17 protein-coding genes and 3 pseudogenes are annotated in these 21,127 nt (G+C 73.3%); 9 read left to right on the top strand and 11 right to left on the bottom strand.

The window, feature by feature from the left end; translation table 11 throughout:
• Positions 1-55: 55 nt before the first annotated feature.
• Positions 56-196, bottom strand: a pseudogene (locus tag V1J52_RS26180) (GNAT family N-acetyltransferase); the annotation flags it as partial.
• A 199-nt stretch (positions 197-395) separates the two neighbouring features.
• Here V1J52_RS26180 and V1J52_RS21875 point away from each other — a divergent pair.
• A complete protein-coding gene (locus tag V1J52_RS21875; RefSeq protein WP_330141657.1) occupies positions 396-1,586 on the top strand; it encodes an NAD(P)/FAD-dependent oxidoreductase in 1,191 nt (396 codons plus the stop codon).
• 10 nt (positions 1,587-1,596) lie between these two features.
• Positions 1,597-2,524: pseudogene (locus V1J52_RS21870) on the top strand (sigma-70 family RNA polymerase sigma factor).
• Positions 2,525-2,586: 62 nt separating this feature from the next.
• Here the strand turns inward: V1J52_RS21870 and V1J52_RS21865 are convergent.
• The 7 genes and pseudogenes from V1J52_RS21865 to V1J52_RS21835 form a co-directional block, all read right to left on the bottom strand.
• Complete coding sequence (locus V1J52_RS21865; RefSeq protein WP_330141656.1) at positions 2,587-3,477, bottom strand: alpha/beta fold hydrolase; 891 nt, start codon at positions 3,475-3,477, stop codon at positions 2,587-2,589.
• Between the two features lie 268 nt (positions 3,478-3,745).
• Entirely contained in the window at positions 3,746-4,303 is a 558-nt protein-coding gene (locus V1J52_RS21860; RefSeq protein WP_330141655.1) for a TetR/AcrR family transcriptional regulator, read from the bottom strand.
• A 10-nt stretch (positions 4,304-4,313) separates the two neighbouring features.
• Positions 4,314-4,898 carry a sugar O-acetyltransferase gene (locus V1J52_RS21855; RefSeq protein ID WP_330141654.1) on the bottom strand — a complete coding sequence of 195 codons (585 nt, stop codon included), beginning with the start codon at positions 4,896-4,898 and terminating at the stop codon, positions 4,314-4,316.
• Positions 4,899-4,987: 89 nt separating this feature from the next.
• Positions 4,988-6,526, bottom strand: coding sequence for a hypothetical protein (locus tag V1J52_RS21850; RefSeq protein ID WP_330141653.1), 1,539 nt, complete (start codon positions 6,524-6,526; stop codon positions 4,988-4,990).
• Complete coding sequence (locus tag V1J52_RS21845; protein ID WP_330141652.1) at positions 6,526-7,707, bottom strand: FAD-dependent monooxygenase; 1,182 nt, start codon at positions 7,705-7,707, stop codon at positions 6,526-6,528. The genes V1J52_RS21850 and V1J52_RS21845 overlap by 1 nt, the downstream gene beginning before the upstream one ends.
• A 566-nt stretch (positions 7,708-8,273) precedes the next feature.
• Positions 8,274-8,930: pseudogene (locus V1J52_RS21840) on the bottom strand (restriction endonuclease); the annotation flags it as partial.
• A gap of 30 nt (positions 8,931-8,960) precedes the next feature.
• Positions 8,961-9,170: a hypothetical protein gene (locus tag V1J52_RS21835; RefSeq protein ID WP_330141651.1), complete on the bottom strand. Its 210-nt coding sequence runs from the start codon at positions 9,168-9,170 to the stop codon at positions 8,961-8,963.
• A gap of 244 nt (positions 9,171-9,414) precedes the next feature.
• Between V1J52_RS21835 and V1J52_RS21830 the strand changes: the two genes are divergently transcribed.
• Entirely contained in the window at positions 9,415-10,521 is a 1,107-nt protein-coding gene (locus V1J52_RS21830; RefSeq protein ID WP_330141650.1) for an FAD-dependent monooxygenase, read from the top strand.
• A gap of 180 nt (positions 10,522-10,701) precedes the next feature.
• Here the strand turns inward: V1J52_RS21830 and V1J52_RS21825 are convergent, their stop codons facing one another.
• Entirely contained in the window at positions 10,702-11,451 is a 750-nt protein-coding gene (locus V1J52_RS21825) for a hypothetical protein (protein ID WP_330141649.1), read from the bottom strand.
• 296 nt (positions 11,452-11,747) lie between these two features.
• Entirely contained in the window at positions 11,748-12,707 is a 960-nt protein-coding gene (locus V1J52_RS21820; RefSeq protein WP_443075897.1) for an arabinan endo-1,5-alpha-L-arabinosidase, read from the bottom strand.
• A gap of 321 nt (positions 12,708-13,028) precedes the next feature.
• On the opposite strand from V1J52_RS21820, the gene V1J52_RS21815 reads away from it, so the two are divergent.
• The 6 genes from V1J52_RS21815 (at position 13,029) to V1J52_RS21790 (ending at position 20,084) form a co-directional block, all read left to right on the top strand.
• Positions 13,029-13,802, top strand: a complete 774-nt coding sequence (locus tag V1J52_RS21815; protein WP_330141647.1) for an IclR family transcriptional regulator — start codon at positions 13,029-13,031, stop codon at positions 13,800-13,802.
• Positions 13,799-14,650, top strand: a complete 852-nt coding sequence (locus V1J52_RS21810) for an SMP-30/gluconolactonase/LRE family protein (RefSeq protein ID WP_330141646.1) — start codon at positions 13,799-13,801, stop codon at positions 14,648-14,650. The genes V1J52_RS21815 and V1J52_RS21810 overlap by 4 nt, the downstream gene beginning before the upstream one ends.
• A gap of 286 nt (positions 14,651-14,936) precedes the next feature.
• Complete coding sequence (gene chvE, locus V1J52_RS21805) at positions 14,937-16,055, top strand: multiple monosaccharide ABC transporter substrate-binding protein (protein ID WP_330141645.1); 1,119 nt, start codon at positions 14,937-14,939, stop codon at positions 16,053-16,055.
• A gap of 17 nt (positions 16,056-16,072) precedes the next feature.
• A complete protein-coding gene (mmsA, locus tag V1J52_RS21800) occupies positions 16,073-17,602 on the top strand; it encodes a multiple monosaccharide ABC transporter ATP-binding protein (protein ID WP_330141712.1) in 1,530 nt (509 codons plus the stop codon).
• 15 nt (positions 17,603-17,617) lie between these two features.
• Positions 17,618-18,850 carry a multiple monosaccharide ABC transporter permease gene (gene mmsB / locus V1J52_RS21795; RefSeq protein WP_330141643.1) on the top strand — a complete coding sequence of 411 codons (1,233 nt, stop codon included), beginning with the start codon at positions 17,618-17,620 and terminating at the stop codon, positions 18,848-18,850.
• Between the two features lie 46 nt (positions 18,851-18,896).
• On the top strand, positions 18,897-20,084 hold the full coding sequence (locus tag V1J52_RS21790) for an aldose epimerase family protein (protein ID WP_330141642.1): 1,188 nt from the start codon (positions 18,897-18,899) through the stop codon (positions 20,082-20,084).
• Positions 20,085-20,135: 51 nt separating this feature from the next.
• Here the strand turns inward: V1J52_RS21790 and V1J52_RS21785 are convergent, their stop codons facing one another.
• Positions 20,136-21,119, bottom strand: coding sequence for a U32 family peptidase (locus V1J52_RS21785; RefSeq protein ID WP_330141641.1), 984 nt, complete (start codon positions 21,117-21,119; stop codon positions 20,136-20,138).
• Between the last annotated feature and the right edge of the window lie 8 nt (positions 21,120-21,127).

The following is a 21,127-nucleotide window of genomic DNA, read 5'->3' as shown; positions in this document are numbered from 1 at the left end:
AGGTGCCCGGCTTGCCGCCGAGGCCGGCCGGACCGGCCGGGACGAAACCGGCCTTGGCGTCGTACCGGTGGGTGAACTGGTCGTAGTACTCATCGCCACGGTCGGGGACCGAGACAGCGAAGTAGACACGGTTCGCCAGTTCGAAGGCCAGCACCGCCGGGGCACGGGCAGCGTGCAGCCGCTTCAGCTCGGGCATCGCCCGACCCTACCCAGCTGGTGTGCTGAGGCCACCTGAGTTTCCGCCCGCGGCAAAGGGCCCGAGGAGCGCGGCCCACCACCATGGCCGGGGCCCGGCCGCTCGCCTCGGCGCAGTGACCCGCGTCACACCCGGCTCCTGTCAGTGACCGGAGGGCCGTCTCGTTCAGAGGGCACGCGAACGAGACAGGAGCAACGCCATGAAGCACCGCATCGTCGTACTCGGCGCCGGATACGCCGGGGCCTTCGCCGCCGGAAGCCTGGCCCGCCGGCTCTCCCCCGCCGACACCGAGATCACCGTCGTGAACGCCGGGCCCGATTTCGTCGAGCGGATGCGGCTCCACCAGCTCGCGAGCGGCCAGGACCTCGCGTTCCGCAGGCTCTCCGACGTGTTCGCGGGCACCGGGGTGCGGCTGCGGCTGGCGCACGTCACCGGCGTCGACCCCGGGCGCAGAACCGTCGCCGTGACCGGCGAGGACGGCGGCGGCGAGCTCGCCTACGACACGCTTCTCTACGCGCTCGGCAGTTCGGTGGCCCGCCACGGCGTCCCCGGCGTGGCCGAGTACGCCTTCGATGTGACCGGCCGGTCCTCGGCGCTGCGTCTTCGCGAGCGCCTGGCCAGCCTCGGCGGGGGCGGCACCGTGCTGGTCATCGGTGAGGGGCTGACCGGCATCGAGTCCGCCACCGAGTTCGCCGAGGCCCGGCCCGACCTCTCGGTCGCGCTGGCCGCCCGCGGCGAGCTGGGTGCCTGGCTCTCCCCGCGGGCCCGCCGTCACCTGCACCGGGCCTTCGGCCGGCTCGGCATCACCGTCCACGAGCACACCGGTATCGAAGCCGTCGAGCCGGCACGGGCCATCGCCGTCGACGGCAGGTCCGTCCCGGCCGAGGTGACCGTGTGGTCGGCCGGGTTCGCCGTGCATCCCATCGCGGCCGCCAGCGGACTGGAGGTCGCCGGGACCGGCCAGATCGTCGTCGACCGCACCATGCGCTCGGTCTCGCACCCGGACGTCTACGCCATCGGTGACTGCGCCTACGCGATCGGCGGGAGTGGCCGGCCGCTGCCGATGTCCTGCGCCTCGGCCGGGTTCACCAGCATGCAGGCGACCGCCGCGATCATCGCGCGCCTGACGGGCAGCGAGGTCCCGGTCACCGCGCTGAAGTACCACGGCAACCACGTCAGCCTCGGGCGGCGGGACGCGATCTTCCAGCTGGTGGACGGGGACGTCCGGCCGAGGTCCTGGTACCTGGGCGGCCGGACCGCCGCGCGGCTCAAGTCGGGTGTGCTCAAGGGAGCCGGGTGGGGTGCCGCTCACCCGGCCTTCGGCATGCCCCAGCGCAGGCGCCGCCTGGCGACCTCGCCCGTCCGCGCCGGTGTGAGCGCCACTGCCTAGGGTGATCCGCATGGACAGCGCGGCCGTCGAACGGTTCGAGGCCAGCCGGGGCCGGCTGGCCTCGCTCGCGTACCGTCTGCTCGGCTCAGCGGCCGACGCCGAGGACGCCGTACAGGACGCGTTCCTGCGCTGGCAGACCGCGGACCGGGCGCGTATCGAGGTGCCGGAGGCGTGGCTGACCAAGGTCGTCACCCATGTCTGCCTGGACCGGCTCCGCTCGGCGCGGGCGCGTCACGAGCGCGCTGCCGGTGCCTGGCTGCCCGAGCCGCTCCTCGACGGCGACCCGATGCTCGGCCCGGCCGACACCTTCGAGCAGCGTGAATCGGTGTCCTTGGCCGTGCTGGCCCTGCTGGAGTGCCTCTCGCCGGTCGAGCGGGCGGTCTACGTCCTGTTCGAGGCGTTCTCGTACCGCCACACCGAGATCGCCGGGATCCTCGACATCAGCGTGTCCGCGAGCCAGCAGCATGTCCACCGGGCCCGCGTCCGGGTCGCCGCCGGGCGCCGCCGCGGCGGTGAGGCCGACCCCGCGTCCGCGCGCCGGGTCGTCGAGGAGTTCCTCGCTGCCGCCACGTCGGGACGCACCGAACGGCTGGTGGCGCTGCTCACCGACGACGTGACGGCGGTCTCGGACGGTGCCGGACTGGCCAGGCGGCTGTTGCGGTACACGACGCGCGAGCGGGTCGCCTCCCACGTGCGGGCCGGTTTCAAGCCGACACCGGCGAAGCGGCGGCTCGCCGGCGATACACATCGCGTGGGTCAACGGCTCCCCGGCCGTCCTCGCAGTGGTCGACCGCCGGGTCGTGGGCGTCGTGACGTTCGAGGTCAGCGATGGCAAGGTCGCGTCCCTGCGCGGCATCGCCGCCGCGGACCGGCTCGCGCGCCTCAACGAGGCATGGCGGCAGCACGAGCCCGGCGCGCCGGTCATCAGCGCGTGGTGACCGGCGCCACCGGAGTCCAGTGACCTGACTCGGAGCAGGAAGCCTGGGCCCGCCCGCGGGAATCAGCGCGGTCCAGGGGCTGCCTGCCCGGGTGGTCCGGTGAAGAAGTCCGCAAGGGAGGACGCGAGCGGTTCTGGAGCCTCTTCGGCCACGTGGTGCCCGGCGTCGATGCCGTGGCCCCGTACGTCCGGTGCCCACGGCCGCCAGATCCTCAACGGGTTTCCGTACAGCTCTTCGAGGTCGTCCCGGAGCGACCACAGGATCAGTGCCGGGCACCTGATCCGTGCCCCGGCGGCACGGTCGTCCTCCTCGTGCCGGCGGTCGACGGTGAGGCCGGCCCGGTAGTCCTCCAGCATCGCCCGCACCACGTCGGGGTTCCTCGTGGCCGCTCGCCACTCGTCGTAGTTCTCCTGCCCCATGAACTGCGGGTCGCCGCGGTACCAGCTGTCCGGGTCGGCGTTGATGACCCGCTCGGGGATGTCCGGCTGGGCGAAGAAGAACCAGTGCCACCACTGCGTGGCGAACTCGGCCGTGATGCGGGACAGGTGCTCGGTGAGGGGCAGGCAGTCGATCAGCGCCACCCGCGAGACCGCGTCGGGATGATCGAGCGCGAGACGCAGCGCGACACTGCCTCCGCGGTCGTGTCCGGCGAGCGCGAACCGGGTGTGGCCGAGGGAGCGCATCACCTCGACCACGTCGCCGGCGACAGCCCGCTTGGAGTACCCGGCGTGGTCCGCGGTGGGCGCCGGGCCGGTGGAGCGGCCGTAGCCCCGCAGATCCGGGCAGACCACGGTGAACCCGCGCCGGACCAGGAGCGGGGCGACGCGATGCCAGGTCGCGGATGTCCGGGGGTGGCCGTGCAGCAGTACCACCGGCGGCCCCTCCCCGCCGTGGCGAACGAACACCGACGCTTCACCGGTCTGGACCCGCCTGGCCTCGAAGTCCTCGAACAAGACCCGAACCTCCCGTTCTCGTTGGCACACCGCCCCCGCACCTGTCGGCCAGGGCAGCACCGCCACGAGGAGGACCAGGTGCGCAAGCTGGTCCTCCTCGTGGCGGGTGCTGAACCGGCCCAGCTCTCCTTGTGCCCAGCGGAGACCGTGGACACGACTGCCGGACCGGAGTTGTCTGCCGGCCGGCCGGTGCAGCGACGGCGGTGGGCCACGGAACGGATCGCCGGGCCCGCGCGGCACGGTGGTCAGGACAGCGCCGCACGGGCTGTCAGGGTGCCTGCCTGCCGTCGGCGGTGATGCGCGTGACGGCTTCGAGGGTCAGGGCGCGGTCGTGGGGTTCCTGTGCGAGGGCTCGGTGGAGTGCCAGTCCCTCGATGAGGGCGTCGAGCTGGCGGGCGGTGTCCGGGGCGAAGTGCTTCTCCAGGTGGGTGCGGCTGCGCGCCATCCACGCGTGCGTGAGTTCCCGGTAGGCGGGCTGCCGGGCGGCGAGGGTGTACAGCTCCTGGGTGAGGACGAGGTCGCGCCGGCTGCCCTCGGACAGGACGTGGATGAGGTCGGTCACCGCGGCTCTGGCCTGCTCGCGGTCGGTCGGCGCGCTGAGATACGTGTCGAACAGCGTGACGATGTGGTCGGTGAATCGGCGGTACGCCTGCGCCAGCAACTGGTCGATGCCGCTGAAGTGGTAGGTCATCGAGCCCAGGGGAACGCCGGCACGGGCGGCGATCTTCCGGTGGGAGATGCCGGCGACTCCCTCGTCGGCGATGAGGTCGAGGGTCGCGGCGAGGATGCGCTCGCGGCGCTGGGGGTCGGCGTGTCCCGTGGCCATGGCGGTGCTTTCAGAGGGTGCGGACGGTGCGGGCGGGGTTCCCGACGGCGACGACGTCAGCGGGAACGTCCTTGGTGACGACGGCGCCGGCGCCGATGACGGAGTTGTTCCCGATGGTCACGCCGGGCAGCACGATGGCGCCGCCGCCCAGCCAGACGTTGTCGCCGATGGTGATCGGCCTGGCCGCTTCCAGCTTGTCGCGCCGGGGCTGGGGCTCCAGCGGATGGGTCGGGGTGAGCAGCTGGACGCTGGGGCCGATCTGGCAGTCCTCGCCGATGGTGACAGCGGCGACGTCGAGGGCGGTCAGGTTGCAGTTGACGAAGGTGCGCGCGCCGATCGTGATGTTGCTGCCGTAGTCGACGTACAGGGGCGGCCGTACGTGGGCTTCCTCCCCCAGGGAGCCGAGCAGCTCCGCGAGGAGCGGCCGCGCGGCGTCGGCGTCCTCGGCGTAGGCGGCCAGGTAGCGGGCGGCCAGGCGCACCGCGTGCTGCTGGCGCCGGGCGATCTCCGGGTCGTCGGCGATGTAGAGGTCGCCCGCCTGCATGCGCTCCAGGTTCGTGCGCGGGTCATCGGCGAAGTAGTCCGTCGTCGGCATGGGTACGACCGTACATTCCGGAGCATACGATCGTACCTTCTGACGGGCGCGGCAGGACATCGGCCCTGGAGGCGGCAGCGGGGCGGCCGTCAGTCCTCCGGCTCCGCCGACGTCTTGGCACAGAGGTACGGACGCGCGAGCAGCAGGCCGGTGCCGGTGGTGGCGATGCCGAAGTAGACCGGCGCGAGGTGGAGGAAGTCGGTGTAGTGGATCGCGCCGTGCACCGCGACAGCCGGGAGGAAACCGGCGGCCGCCGCCGCGGCCAGGCTCCAGAACACCCACGCCTCACCGCGTCGCCAGCCCCACGCGCTGAGCAGGGTGATGGCCACCGCGGCGGCCATCAGAGCGCCGCCGAACCCCGCCCGGTCGTGGGCGACGAACGGCACGAGCCGGGGGTTGACGGATTCGAGCGTCTGGGTGCTGGCACCCAGGAAGGCCAGGTCGGTCGGCACGAAGACGCCGGTCAGGCCGATCACCGAGATCACCGCTCCGCCGACGAACAGCCCCGCTCCGGTGACGATCAGCAGCAGCTGGCCCACCAGCGACCGCAGGCGCTCCCGCTCCGGCCCCTCGGGCGCCAGGCGCCATCGCGGCGTGTGCGGGGGCCGACGGACCGCGGCCACGAACATCGGGAACAGCACGAGGGTGGTGGCCGTGTGCAGGGGTTCCACGAAGCCGGTGCCCAGGAAGTAGAGCAACGTGGGGAAGCCGATCGCCCCCGAGAGCAGATACACCTCGCGGGCCCATGGCCAGCCGCGTCTGATCCCGCCCACGGCGAGGCCGGTGTAGAGGGCGCCGATCGCTGCCATCGTGCCGGCCATGGTGATCCGGTCGTGCTGGAGGAAGGGCACGAGGTGGTGGTTGGCGGCATGCAGTTCGTGCAGCGTCATGCCGAGGTAGTCGCGGTCGTACCAGAGCAGCACCGGCCCGAGCGTGATCGCTGCGGCGCCGAGTCCGGCGCCCGTCATGCCGAGTCCGACGAGCAGCGCCCACCACCAGGCGGGCCAGCGGCGGGGGTCGCGTCCGACGTCCCGCAGCACCGGGGCGGGCGCGGTGGGCGTGGCCGCCTCGGTGACCCGTTGGAACCAGCCGGGTCCGGCCGCGACGAGTACCCCGGGCCGGGCGAGCACGACGGCGCCCGGTTCCTTGAGCGCGGTGGCCGCGGCGGTGACCGACGGGTCGGACACATGGACCACGTGCGGATCGTCGCCGCTGGTGAACCCGTCGACATGGGGCTGGAGAGCTGCCTCGGCCTCCGGGTCGCAGGCGCGGACCACCAGCGGGACGGAGCGGCCGGCGGCGGCCTCGCGCACGGTCTCCGCGTCGGCCGCCGACACGGGTGCCACCTCGACGACACCGGCCCCGAGCGGGGGCATGGCGCGTACCGCTTCGCGGGCGAGGGAGGGCGGGACTGATATCCCGAGGCGGACGGTCACGGGCTCGCCGGCGATCTCGCCGGCGAGCCGCTTCGGCGGGTGGCGGTGGCCGAACCCCCGGGCGATCAGCCGCGCGCCGGCGGGACGGGAGCCGATCGAGGCCAGCAGCCGCAGTGCGGTCCGCTGCGACCGGCGCCGGCCGAGGAGGGCAGCGGCCGAACCGCGCAGCGGGTGGTACGTCCAGTCCGGCATCAGTCGCCTTCGCTCCCCTTCGCGGTGGCCCGGTCACCGGGCGCGCTCCAGCCCAGCACCGGCGTCATGGAACGCAGCGCCGCCCGCGCCGGCATCAGCCGGGCGGCCGTGTTCCGCAGCAGCACCGCCGGAGGCCACGACAGCTGGCCGACCGCGCCGAGCCGGGCGGAGCGGCGCGTGATGGCCTGCGTTCTCGGGCGGCGCAGCAGGTCGTACGAGCGGAGCGCGGCGGCCACGTCCGGGGTGCCGTCGAGGCAGTGGGCGAGGGTGACCGCGTCCTCAAGCGCCTGGCATGCGCCCTGGCCCAGATTGGGGGTCATGGCGTGGGCCGCGTCGCCGAGCAGCGCGACCCGGCCGTGGACGAAGGAGGGCAGCGGCGGCAGGTCGTACAGGTCGTGCCGGAGGACCGTCTTCGCGGGGACGGCGGCCAGGAGGGCGGGGATGGGAGCCGGCCAGGACCCGAACCGGCGCAGCAGTTCGGCGTACTCGGACGAGCCGGAGGCCGCTCCCGCGGGCAGCGACGCGGTCGCGAAGCAGTACATCCGCCCGCCGGGCAGCGCCGTGTAACCGAACCGGGCCCCGCAGCCCCAGGTCGCCGCGCCCTCGGCGGGCGGCTCGGGGAGGGGCTCGGTGACCATGCGCCAAGCGGTGTAGCCGGCGTACCGAGGACCGGCCGCGTCCGGCCACAGGGCGCGGCGGACCGCGCTGCGCAGCCCGTCGGCGCCGATCACGAGGTCCGGCCGGGACTCGCCCCCACGGTGGCCAACGACCGGGCGGGGCCCGCTGCCGTCGACCGCGGAGACCTCGCTGTCCGGCCGCAGGCTGCCGGCGGGCAGCGCCTCGGCGAGCGCGCGCAGCAGGTCCGCGCGGTGCAGGACCACCAGGGGGTGGCCGAAGCGGCGCGCCAGCTCCGCGTTGTCCGTACGGGACAGCCAGCGGCCCTGCCGGTCGCGTACCCCGCCGGCGGCCTCGACCGCGCCGAGTGCCCGGACGGCGCCGCCCAGGCCGAGCCCCTCAAGCGCGCGCAGCGCGTTCGGCCACAGGGAGATGCCGGCGCCGATCTCGGTGAACTCCCGGGCCCGTTCCAGCACCTCGACGTGCCAGCCCCGGCGATGCAGGGCGATGGCCGCCGCGAGTCCCCCGATCCCGCCGCCGACGATGGTCGCGGCGCGCTGCGGCATGGGTCCTCGCTCCGGGTTCGGGGCACCGCCCCGGTCGTGTGTCCGTCGGTCCGGTGCCCGGCGGCGCGCGATGCGACGCGGACCCGGCTGAGCCGGCACATCCTAGCAACCGGGCGGCGGACGCCGGTCCGGCTGTGTCCGGCCCCCGCCCGGGCCACCGCCGCCCCGCGGCGCCGACCCGCAGGAGCCGGGGCGCGCCGGTCACAGGGACAGGCCGCACCAGGGCCAGGGGCGGAACGCCCGGGAAGCCCGGGGCGGAGGCTCATCCCGGTTCCCGCCCAGCCGATTTCGCCCGCGACGGAGCTGAGCCGGGTGGTCAGGCAGGCGTCCGGGCCCGGAGTGTGGCGCCGGGAGCGAGCGGTGGGCGAGCTGTTCGGCGACGCCGGTCAGCCAGCGCCGGGCCGCGACGCCTCCCCCGTCGGGCGCCACCCGTCCGGGTGGCGCCGCGCTGGTCCCGCGAGGTCATCAGCCGGGGAGTCGCTCGATGAGCCAGGTGCACAGCTCCTCGGTGATGGCCGTGTGCGGTGGTCGTGGACGAGCAGAGGAAGTCGTCCAACTCGCTCTGGGAGCAGCTCCCACAGGGGAGTGGGACCGGGCGCCCACACGGCCAGGGTGTGGCGGTCGACCACGTGCAGCCGCTGCTGCGTGGCGAAGGTGACGGCCGGTGCGGTGACCCGGCCGTTCGTCGCGATCACCGCGACGTCCGCGCCGTGAACCTGGCGGGCGGTGCCGTTGAGGACCTGGAGGTCCGGCGTGCCCACGGCGGCACCGGCGAGGCCGCCTCGCCGGTGCTTGCACTGGATCACCCAGCGCCGCCCGTAGGGATCGGTGGCCTTCACGTCCGCACCCAGGACCCCGCCGCGGCCGACTCGGACCGCGTCGCGGCAGCCGTCACGGCGCATCAGGTCCCGTACCGCGTCCTCGAAGTGGGTGTGGTGCAGGCCGTCGAGCTGGGACAGCGCGTACCGCAGGCTTCGGGCACGTGCCGCTTCGCGCCTGAGGCGCCGCCAGCGCTGATGGAACCAGCCGGTGCCGGCCAGCGCCACGAGCGTGCCGGTGACGGGGAGGACCCACCAGTGGGCGAGCAGCCAGTTGACGGCGGCCACCACCAGTCCGAGACCCACGGCCGCGGCCAGGAGCAGGACGGCCAGCCGGCCGCCCGGGTCGTGCCGCCGCTTGTTCGGTCCTCGGTTACGCCGTCGCGCGGGCGGACGCCTGGTCACCGCCGTCCGGCTCCTGCGGGGGGGGGGGGCTCACCGGCCGGCCTCGGTGAGACCGCTCGCGAGCTGGCTCAGGAGGCCGGCGATGCTCTGGCCTGCTGAGGTCGGGGCAATGAGGACGCCCAGGGCCAGGACGATGACCACGGTCATCTTCTCGTCGAAGCGGCTGCGGGCTTCCGTGCGCCGTCGCAGCCGGACGAGGACGATGACCGCGAGCAGCACAGCCACGTTGATGGTCAGCAACCGTTCAGACCTCCTGCCAGGAACCGGCATCTCATCCGTGCGGGGGCTCCGCGCCCCAGCCCTCCTGTGTAGTGGGGCCTCGCGGCGGCGGAGGGCCGTTGCCGGCAATTGGCAGGAAGTCGTCGGTTCTGGACACGTGGCCTGTGCCAGGTGTGCCGGAGGGACGCCCGGCAGGCTCCTGGAGCGGCGGCAGTCGTATGGTCTGCCCACCCGTTCGGGGCTTCCGGCGGTAACCTGCGGCGCCATGGGGATCGACAGCGCGGTGGTGGTGGGCGGCGGCACGACGGGCCTGTGCGCGGCGGTGCTGCTCGCGCGGCGCGGCGTGGAAGTGCGTCTGGTGGAGGCCCGGGCGGACATGGGGGCGCTGGGTTCTGGCCTGCTGCTGCACGGCAACGCGCTGCGGGTCCTGGACGCCGCCGGGCTGGCGGACGAGGTGATCGGGGCGGGGACGGCGTTCGACGCGATCGTGATCCGGCGGCCGGACGGGGCGGTGGTGGCCGAACAGCCGGATCTGCGCAGCGGCGGGCCCGGGCTGCCCGCGACGGTGGGCATCACCCGGCCCCGCCTCCAGCGGATCCTGGCCGACGCGGCCGAGCGGGCCGGGGTCCGGCTGCACCGGGGCGCCCGGGCCGCGGTCCCGGACGGCGGGGAGGGGGCGGTGCGCCTGCCGGACGGGCGCAGTCTGGAGGCCGACGTCGTGGTCGCGGCGGACGGTGCCCGGTCCGCGCTGCGCAGCGGCGTGGACGCCGGGCGGCTGCCGCGGGCGACGGGGTGGGCGGTGTGGCGGGCGCTGGTCCCGCGCCCGGCCGCGGTGGTGCGCACCGAGCTGTTCTACGGCGGACCGGCGCACATCGCGGGGTACTCCCCGATGGGCGCGGACACCGCCTACGTGATGTGCGTGGTGGACGCGCCCCAGGGGCCGGTGGCCCGCGAGGAGTACGCGCGGCGGATGCTGGAGCTGGCCGGTGCGTACGGCGGACCGGTGTGGGAAGAGGTGCGCGGCCACCTTGCCGGAGCCGGGATCCACCTCACGCCCTTCGAGGCCTACCTGGCCGATGCCTGGTACCGGGGACGGGTGGTGCTGGCGGGGGACGCGGCGCACGTCATGCCGCCGACGCTGGCGCAGGGCGCGGCGATGTGCCTGGAGGACGTGCTGGTGCTCGCCGAGGTGCTGACGGGGCCGCAGGCCCTCGCGCACGCCCTCGCGCGGTACCGGGCGCGGCGGCGGCCGCGGGCAGCGGCGGTCGGGCAGGCCAGCCTGCGGCTCAAGGACCTGCTGGGGGCGGGCCGGGTGGACCAGGCGCCCCAGGTGATCGGGCGGACGCTGACGGCGCTGGTGACGCCGCCGTAACAGCCCGGCCCGCCCTCCCGGGGGTGAGGCGAGCGGGCGCCGCGGTGGCGGGGGAAGGCCGGTCACGCGGGCAGCGACGAGGCGCCCGCTCGGGCTCTTCCCCCGCACACGGCTCCCGCTCCCCCGCTGCCCGCGCGTCCCGCCGACGCGGGGGCCCGGCCGCGACGGGCCGGTCCGCGGTCAGGCGAGCCGGTAGAGAGTGGGTTGGGCGGAGATCCCGTTGGCCGTGAAGTTGGCCAGGACGAAGCGGCGGAAGGACGGGCGGAAGACCATCTGGGGGGCGACGTCCCGCAGGCGGTCCCAGCGGCAGTGGTTGATGATCCCGTAGTCCTTCCGCTCGTCGTCGAGCGGTTCCAGGACGTGGGAGTTGTCCAGGTCGGTCTTGACGTTCCACCACCCGGCCGTGTACTCCCACACCGGGATGAGTTCCTCGTTGTCCTGGGCGTAGAAGAAGTTGAAGAGGAAGACGCCCCGCCGCTCGCGCTCGACGTCGCCCATGCAGCGCGTGTTGGCCGTGGCGGTTTCGAAGGTCCGCCGGGCCGTTGCCTCCACCCGGTGGACGAGCCGCTGGTAGGTGGTGTCGTCGCGCAGCGTGCGGGCCTGGGCGGCGTCGGCGGTCTCGACGAGCACCACCAGGTCGTAGCGGGCCCGTTCGACGCCCTGCGCCTCGGCTCGGCGCATGAGGCGGTGGTTGATGCCGAAGACCAGGTGGGCGAAGCCGTGGAACACCGTGGCCCGCTCGACGGCGTCGTGGCGTTCGAGGTCGGCGGCCAGGCCCTTGACCTCCTGGATGAGACGGGTCTTGGCCCTGCTGCCCGGCAGGAACATGGGGCGGCGGTCCAGCTCGGCGGCCAGCAGGAGGTAACCGGTCGGACTGGACGCAAGCAGGGGGGCCTGGGCCGGGTTCAGATGCTTGTTGACGATCTCCATGGTGGCTCTCCTTCGGTGCGCGCTTCCTGCGGTGGGCCAGCCCGGCAGACGCGGCACCAGGCAGCCCCCGGGCGGGAGCCCGGCCCGGAACGCTCAGCACCACGCTGGGCGGCGGTCGTCTCCGTGGGTCTTCCGGACCCTCTCGCACGCTTACCACGTGGGAGCGCGGGCATGCCGGGCGACGGGTGCGGGGCCCTGCGGGGCGGCCACGGGCCGGTCGAAGGCCGTGGCCGCCCCGCCCCCGGCGCCGGAGGGGCCGCCCGCGGGAGCCGCGGGAGGGCGGCGCCCGGAGAGCGTCAGTAGGCGTAGGGCCAGCCTGCCGCGTCCCAGCCCAGGAGGTTGACGCCGAGCTTGGCCGTCCCCCGGTCCTCACCGTCGTAGTAGTGGTAGACGAGCAGGTCGCCGTCGGTGTCGTGCAGGACGCTCTGGCCGCCGGGGCCGATGACGCGGCCGTGCGTCTCCAGCAGCGGTGTGCCGCCGCCGTTCACCATCGGCGTGCCGTTGCGGTCGCGGAAGGGACCGGTGGGTTCGGTCGAGCGCCCCACCATGATCTTGTAGGTGCTGGACGTGCCCGCGCAGCACCGGTCGAAGGAGACGAACAGGTAGTAGAAGGAACCGTGCCGGATGATGTGCGGGGCCTCCACCGCGTGCGGACTCGCCGGACGGGTGGCCAGGTGACGGCGCGTGGTGTCCCAGGCGGCCCGCTTGCCCGACGCCGGATCGATGCGGATGGCGTGGATGCCCGACCAGTACGAGCCGAAGCTCAGCCACCAGCGGCCGTCCGCGTCGACGAGCAGCGACGGGTCGATGGCGTTGTGGTCGCTGGACGTGCTGGTGGTGTAGACGACGCCCTGGTCGGTCCAGCTCCCGGGCCGCCCGGTGGTGCTGGTGGCCAGCCCGATGGCCGACCGGTTGCTGCCGAAGCTGGAGACGGCGTAGTACATCAGGTACCGGCCGTCGTGGTGGGAGATGTCGGGGGCCCAGACGTCGCTCGTGGGCGAGTAGGTGCGCCACCAGGACGGCGGGGTGGCGAAGGCGGACCCGGCCCGCCGGAAGTGGACGCGGTCGGTGGAGGTGCGGGCCTCCAGTCCGCCGTGGGTGGAGTACAGCACGTAGCCGTCGGCCGTGCGGATCATCGTCGGGTCGTGGACGAGGACGTCCCCCGTCACGTGGCCGGGGCCGGGGTAGGCCGAGGCCGGGACCGCTGCCGTGAGGGCGAGGAGCAGCGCGCCGAGCAGGGGGAGCACGGTGCGCAGCAAAGGTCTGCGGATGCGTATCCGAGGAAGGTTCACGGTGCCTGACTCCGTCGCTGGAAGGCGGCTCGGGATGCCGCTGGGCGGGCCCGCGAGCGGGCTTGACCGGTATGTCGAACACTGTTCGGTGGTGAGTCGTGCCGAGTGTCGGGCACGGCGGCGCCCGGGTCAACGCACCGCGCGCGTTCGGTTTCCTGACAACGCCGTGCCCGCCCGCCCCGGTGGGGGCGGGCGGGCCAGGCGTTGTCAGGGGTGCGCCGGAACACCTAGGATGTTCGGGGTGTCGGATAGGGTCCGGCATCCCGAACGACGAGGTGGTGTTCTGTGGGTCGGCTGGTACCGGCGGTGACGCGGGCTCTGGACATTCTCGAACTGTTCCTGGACGGCGCCGGAACGATGACGGCTCCGGACATCACCCGCAGGCTGGGGCTGCCCCGCACCACCGTGCACGAGCTGGTGTCCACCCTCGCCGCACGCCGCTACCTGGAACCGGTCCCCGGCCGGCCGGGGACCTACCGGCTGGGGGTGCGGGCCCACCAGCTCGGCAGCCGCTACGCCGAGCACCTGGACCTGGCCGCCGAGGGGCAGCAGGTCGCGCGTGCCGTGGCCGAGACCTGCGAGGAGACGGTGCACGTCGCCATCCTGGAGGGCACGGACGTCATCTACATCGCCAAGGTGGACAGCACGCACGCCGTACGGATGGTGTCGGCGGCCGGCCGGCGCCTGCCCGCGCACTGCACCTCCGTCGGCAAGATGCTGCTGGCCTCGCTGCCCGAGGCCGAACTGGACGCGCGGCTGCCGCGGGAGGAGCCGATGGCCGCGATGACGGACGCGAGCGTCACGGCACCGGACGAACTGCGCCGCCAGCTCGCCTTTGCCCGGGAGCGGGGCGTGGCGCTGGAGGAACGGGAGTCGAATCCGGACGTCAACTGCGTCGCCGCGCCCGTCCGGGACTCCTCGGGGGCGGTGGTGGCGGCGATGAGCATCTCGGTGCCGTCCATCCGGTGGAACGAGGAGCGGCGCGGCGCGCTGGAGGAGCTGGTCGTGAAGGGCGCCGCGGACCTGTCCGTCCGGCTCGGCCACCGCGGCCGGCCGTGACCGGCGTGGAGACGGCCGTCGCGGCGCGGGCGGCGCTCGGCGAGGGCCCGACCTGGGACGCCGACGGCGGACGGCTGCTCTGGGTGGACGTCCTGGGCTCGCGGGTGCACACCTTCGAACCGGCGACCGGCCGCCGCACGAGCCTGGACACCGGGGAGCACGTCGGCGCCGTCAAGCCGCGTGCGGGCGGCGGACTGGTCGCCAACCTGCGGGACGGCGTCGGGCTGTACGCAGCGGACGGCTCCTTCCGCTGGCTCGTGCACGATCCGGTCGAGGGGCGGCGCGGCAACGACGCGGCCGTGGCACCCGACGGCGCCCTGTGGGCCGGGACCATGCGCTACGACGAGCGTCAGGGCGGCGGCACGCTGAGCCGGATCGACGGGCGGGGCACGGTGTGCCAGGTGCTGCCGGACGTGACCGTCAGCAACGGGACCGGCTGGAGCCCGGACGGCCGGTTCATGTACTACGTGGACAGCCCGACGCGGCGCATCGACGTGTTCGACGTCGCCGGGGACGGCGCCCGCGTCACCGGCCGCAGGCCGCTGGCGGTGGTGGAGGAGGGCGCGGGGTTCCCCGACGGGCTGTGCGTGGACGCCGACGGCTGCGTCTGGGTCGCCCTGTGGGAGGGCGGGGCGCTGCGCCGGTACACGCCCGCGGGGACGCTGGACCGCGTGGTGGAACTGCCGGTGCGGCGCCCCACGGCGTGTGCCTTCGGCGGGAGCGGGCTGGGCGACCTGTACGTGTCCACGGCCCGGGTGGGCCTGGACCGCCCCGGGCCGCACGAGGGGTCACTGCTGGTGCTGCCCGGTGTGGGCCAGGGCCTGCCCGGACGGGCCTTCGCGGGCTGAACCACGCACCGGTACCGCGCACCGGGCCCGCCGCACGGCTCTGCGCACGGCATGCCGGATCACAGCCGACGCCCCGGACGGCAGGCAGGTCCGCGGGCCGGAGCGTTCGGCACCGCGGCGGCGGCAGCGGGCTTGGTCACGTCTCTTGACGGTCGCGACACCCGTTCGTAATCTGTTCAAAATCGCAGACGATGTTCGAAATCCTGAACACGTGCTGGGTTCACCCGCACTGCCCCCGTCCGCCCCCGAGCAGCAGTGCGCTCCCGCCGGAGAGGAAACCACGACCATGCGCGACCGCACCCCCAGGCGTGCGACCCCGTTGCCGGTGATGGCTGCCGTCACCGTTCTCGTCGGCTCGCTCACCGCCTGTGGCCAGGAGGCCGTGGGCGGCAGCCGGTACGAGCCCGAGGGCGGCAAGGGCGCCACCGTCGGCCTGGCGATGCCGACCAAGTCATCGGAGCGGTGGATCGCCGACGGCCGGAACATGGCCGAACGGTTCCGGGCCGCCGGGTACCGCACCGACCTCCAGTACGGCGACGACAAGGTGGAGAACCAGGTCGCCCAGATAGAGAACATGATCACCAAGGGCCACGAGCTGCTGGTCATCGCGGCCATCGACGGATCGTCGCTCACCAGCGTGCTGGCCAGGGCCAGGGACGCGGGAGTGCGCGTCATCGCCTACGACCGTCTCATCATGGGCACCGAGCACGTCGACTACTACGCGTCCTTCGACAACGAGCGGGTCGGCGAGCTGCAGGGCCGGTACATCGCCGACGCGCTCCAGCTCGACCGGCACGAGGACGAGACGTTCACCATCGAGCTGTTCGCCGGGTCGCCGGACGACAACAACACCCGGTACTTCTGGAACGGCGCGATGAAGGTGCTGCGCCCGTACCTGGCAAGCGGTCAGCTCGTCGTCCGCAGCGGCCAGACCGAGATGAACCAGGCCACCACGCTGCGCTGGGACGGCGGCAAGGCGCAGCAGCGGATGGACGACCTCGTCAGCGCCCACTACGGAGCCACCGACGTGGACGCCGTCCTCTCCCCCTACGACGGCATCTCGATCGGTGTCATCTCCGCCCTCAAGAGCGCCGGATACGGCACCGCGGAGCAGCCGTTCCCCGTGGTCACCGGCCAGGACGCGGAACTGGCGTCCATCAAGTCGATCATCGCCGGCCAGCAGACCCAGACCGTCTTCAAGGACACCCGCGAACTCGCCGAGCAGGCCGTCCGGATGGGCGACGCCGTCCTCACCGGCGAGAAGCCGGAGGTCAACGACTCCAGCGCCTACGACAACGGCAAGAAGGTCGTCCCCGCCTACCTGCTGGACCCCGTCAGCATCGACAAGGACAACGTGCGGCTCCTGGTCGACGAGGGCTACCACACCGAGGAGCAGCTGCGGTGACCGGGCCCGTTCTGGAGATGCGCGGCATCACCAAGTCCTTCCCCGGGGTGCGGGCACTCCGCGGTGTCGACCTCGTGGTGCGGGAGAAGGAGATCCACGCGGTCTGCGGCGAGAACGGCGCGGGCAAGTCGACGCTGATGAAGGTGCTCAGCGGGGTGCACCCGCACGGCAGTTACGAAGGGGAGATCCGCTTCGAGGGCGAGACGGTGGCGTTCCGGGACGTCCGGGCCAGCGAGCGGCGCGGCATCGTCATCATCCACCAGGAGCTGGCCCTCATCCCCCGCCTCTCCCTGGCCGAGAACATCTTCCTCGGCAACGAGCACGCCCGGCGGGGCGTGATCAGCTGGCACGACACGCTGCGGCACGCCGCACGGCTGCTGGAGCGCGTCGGGCTGCCGGAGAAGCCGCAGACCCGGGTCGCCGACATCGGGATCGGCAAACAGCAGCTCGTGGAGATCGCCAAGGCGCTGTCCAAGGAGGTGAAGCTGCTCATCCTGGACGAGCCGACCGCCGCGCTCAACGACGAGGACAGCGCGGGGCTCCTCGACCTCATCCTGGAACTGCGCGACCAGGGCATCGCCTGCATCGTCATCTCCCACAAGCTGGGCGAGATCCGGCGCATCGCGGACACGGTGACCATCCTGCGGGACGGCGGCACCGTGGAGACCCTGGCCGTCCGGGAGGCGCCGCAGGCCCCCGCCGAGCTGTCCGAGAACCGGATCATCCGCGGCATGGTCGGCCGCGACCTGGAAAACCGCTTCCCCGACCGCGTCCGCTACCAGGGCGAGGACGCCGGACAGCCGGCCCTCTCCGTCACCGGCTGGACGGTCCGGCACCCGGTCGACCGGCGGCGCAGGGTCGTCGACGACGTGTCGCTGCACGTGCGCCGGGGGGAGATCGTCGGGGTCGCCGGGCTGATGGGCGCGGGACGCACCGAGCTGGCCATGAGCGTCTTCGGCCGCAGCTACGGGGTCTACGAGGGCGGCAGCGTCGCCGTGAACGGCCGGGAGGTGCGCACCGGGACGGTGCCGGAGGCCGTCGCGCACGGCATCGCGTACGTCACCGAGGACCGCAAGACGTACGGACTGAACCTGATCGACAGCGTCACCCGGAACATCTCCCTGGCCTCCCTGGACGGCCTCGCCCGGCGCGGTCTCGTCGACGAGCACGAGGAGCGGCGCGTGGCCGGGCGCTACCGCAGGTCGATGAACATCAAGACGCCCTCCTTGCAGGAGCAGGTCCAGCGGCTCAGCGGCGGCAACCAGCAGAAGGTGGTGCTGAGCAAGTGGGTCAACGCCGACCCCGAGGTGCTGATCCTGGACGAGCCCACCCGCGGCATCGACGTCAGCGCCAAGTACGAGATCTACACCGCCATCGGCCAACTGGCCGCCCAGGGCAAGGCCGTCCTCTTCATCTCCTCCGAACTGCCCGAACTCCTCGGGATGTGCGACCGGATCTACACCATGGCCGCCGGGCGGCTGACCGGTGAGATCGCCCGCGAGGACGCCACCCAGGAAGTCCTCATGCGCCACATGACCATGGACTAGGAACTGAGAGCCGCCATGACCACCGCGACCTCCGGCACGCCCGCTCCGCCGTCCCCCGCACCGTCCGGCCGGCGGTCCGCCGGTGCCGTCCTGCTCGGCATGCTGCGCGGCAACATGCGCCAGTACGGGATGCTCGTGGCGCTGGGGCTGATCGTCGTGCTGTTCCAGATCTGGACGGACGGCACCCTGCTGCTGCCGAACAACGTCTCCAACCTGATCCAGCAGAACAGCTACATCCTCATCCTGGCCATGGGCATGATGATCGTCATCATCTCCGGGCACATCGACCTGTCCGTCGGGTCCCTGGCGGCCTTCGTCGGCGCGGTGGCGGCGGTGATGATGGTCCGGCACGACATGCCCTGGGTGCTGGCCCTCACGCTGTCCCTGCTGATCGGGGCGGCGGCCGGCGCCTGGCAGGGCTTCTGGATCGCCTATGTCGGCATCCCGTCGTTCATCGTGACGCTGGCCGGCATGCTGCTCTTCCGCGGTGCCACGCAGATCGTCCTCGAAGGCCGTTCCGTCGCCCCCTTCCCCCGGGGCTTCCAGCAGGTCGCGCAGGGCTTCATACCCGAGGCGGGCCCCTACACCCAGTACCACAACCCCACCCTGCTGATCGGGCTGATCGTCCTCGCCGTACTCCTCGTCCAGGAGTACCGGGCCCGCAGGCGCCAGCTCGCCTACGCGCTGGACGTGCTGCCCTTCCGCCTCTGGCTGCTCAAGTGCGTGGTGATCGCCGCCGCCGTGGTGGCCTTCACGATGACGCTGGCCAGCTACCACGGGGTGCCGGTGGTGCTGCTGGTCCTGTGCGCCCTGCTGATCGGGCTGGGCTTCGTCATGCGCAACGCGGTCGTGGGCCGCCACGTCTACGCCCTGGGCGGCAACAAGGCCGCGGCCAAGCTCTCCGGCGTCAGGGACCAGCGGGTGACCTTCCTGGTCTTCGTCAACATGGGGGTGCTGGCCGCGCTCGCGGGCTGCGTCTACGCCGCCCGGCTGAACGCCGCCACCCCGCAGGCCGGTCTCATGTTCGAACTGGAGGCCATCGCCGCGGCGTTCATCGGCGGGGCCTCGATGAGCGGCGGCGTCGGCACGGTCCTGGGCGCCGTGATCGGCGGCCTGGTGCTGGGCGTGCTCAACAACGGCATGTCGCATGTCGGCATCGGTACGGACTACCAGCAGGTCATCAAGGGGCTGGTGCTGCTCGCCGCGGTCGGCTTCGACGTCTGGAACAAGCGCAAGGCCGGCTCGTGAGACGCGTCCGGCCGCTCCCACCCCTTCCCACGAGGAGCGAGGCACCATGACGACCGACAGACGGAGCGTGCTGGCCGCGGGTGCCGCGGGCGTGGCCGCCGCGGCCACCGGCACGGCACCGGCCCACGCGGCCGGCCCGGCGCACACGGCGGACGGCGCCCCGCGGGCGGACCGCGGGCGGATCCACCGGGAACCCTTCGGCACGCTGCCCGACGGCCGCCCCGTCGACCGCTGGACGGTGACCGGGGGCGGCACCCGGCTGCGCGTGCTCTCCTACGGGGGCATCGTGCAGTCGCTGGAGCTGCCCGACCGGCACGGCAGGCGGGCGAACGTGGCGCTGGGTTTCCGCGATCTGACCGACTACGTGGCGCACAGCCCGTACTTCGGCGCGCTGATCGGGCGGTACGGCAACCGGATCGCCGGCGGCAGGTTCACCCTGGACGGCCACACGCACCGCCTTCCGGTCAACGACGGCCCGAACAGCCTGCACGGCGGCGACCGGGGCTTCGACAAACGGCTCTGGGACGTCCAGCCGTACCGGAAGGGGGACGCCACCGGTCTGACCCTGCGGTACGTCAGCGCGGACGGGGAGGAGGGCTACCCCGGCACGCTGACCGTACGGGCCGACTACCTGCTCACCGCGCGGGGCGCCCTGCGGATCGACTACACCGCCACCACCGACCGCGCCACCGTCGTCAACCTCACCAACCACACCTACTTCAACCTGGCCGGTGAAGGCAGCGGCAGCGTCGAGGACCACCTGCTGACGATCGCCGCCTCCCGCTACACGCCGGTCGACCACACCCTCATCCCCACCGGCCGGCTCACCCGCGTCGCCGGCGGCCCGTTCGACTTCCGGCACGGCAGGAGCGTGGGAGCCGGCCTCCGCGCGGGGCACGAACAGCTGCTCCACGGCCAGGGCTACGACCACAACTTCGTCCTCGACAAGGGCGTCACCTCCGCCCCCGGGCACGCCGCCTCACTGCACGACCCGGGCTCGGGCCGCACGATGCGGATCGAGACCACCGAGCCCGGAGTGCAGTTCTACAGCGGCAACTTCCTCGACGGCACGCTGACCGGGACCTCGGGACGCGTCTACCGGCAGGGCGACGGGCTCTGCCTGGAGACGCAGCACTTCCCCGACTCCCCCAACCAGCCCTCGTTCCCCCCGACCGTCCTGCGGCCCGGCCAGACCTACCGTTCGACGACGGTGCACGTCTTCGGCGCCCGCTGACACCGCGGCCGCCCGGCCGCCCGCGGGCGGCCGGGCGGCGCTTCGCCGGGTTCAGTCCTCCGTGGGGAAGCGCCCGAGACGGCCCGGTGAGCGCGAGCCCAGGGGCGACATGCCCCCGTCGGCTCCCAGCCGCGCGAGCAGGTCCAGCACCAGGCGGCCGCGGCGGACACGCTCCCTGGCCGTGCTCAGGGTCGCCTCCCGCAGCTGCGCCCCGTACGGGTAGAGGGCGGGCGCCTTGCTCAGACCGAACTTCAGGTAGATCGGCGCACCGCGGCGGATGAGCTCGGCGGCGTCGTACATCCGCACGTAGCCGCCGAGGTCGTCCGGAGCCTCGACGTAGAGGTCCATCGGGGCCCGGGCGGCCTGCCGGATCTCGGTGATGTGCTCCAGCGTCAGGTCCGAGGGGATGTTCACGGAGTCCGCGCCGAGCCGCTCCCACACCTGGTACGCGGCCGGGTTGACCGGCCCCACCAGCGCCGAGAGCTTGAACGTGGTGTCGGCGGGCAGCTCGCCGGACACGCGCAGGCGGTGCAGCAGCCACAGCACACCCTCGTCGGCCACCAGCAGGCAGCGCACGCCGAGCGCGGTGGCGCGCAGGGCGTCCTCGACACAGCCCGCCACCGCGTCGTGACCGCGGGCGCGCAGCCCGGCTCCCCCGGAATCGGTGCGGGTGCCCGCGCCGATGTCCCAGGTGCCGCGCGGGCCGGTGAACAGGCACAGCTCGATGTCCCGTGCGGCGCACGACTCGACCATGTCGGTGATCTCGTCGTCGGTGAGCATCCACACGCCGCTGCCCTGGCTGATGCGGTGCACGGGCACGTCCAGGCGGGCGGACTCCTTCAGCACGACGGCCAGGGCCTCGGGACCCTCGACGGAGGGCACCTCGGTGCGCCACGTGCCTCCGTCCGGGAAGGACAGGGGGGAGGCGTCTGCGGGGTCCTGGGCGGGAACGGGGTGGCCGAGCCGGGCGAGCGCGGCGGCACCGGGGCGGCGGGGGCCGGGGGGACCGGTGACAGCGGACACGGAACTCCTCATGCGGTAGG

Origin of the sequence: Streptomyces solitudinis (assembly GCF_036323765.1) — a bacterium.
Taxonomy (GTDB): domain Bacteria; phylum Actinomycetota; class Actinomycetes; order Streptomycetales; family Streptomycetaceae; genus Streptomyces.
This window is presented reverse-complemented; position numbering and strand designations above follow the sequence as displayed.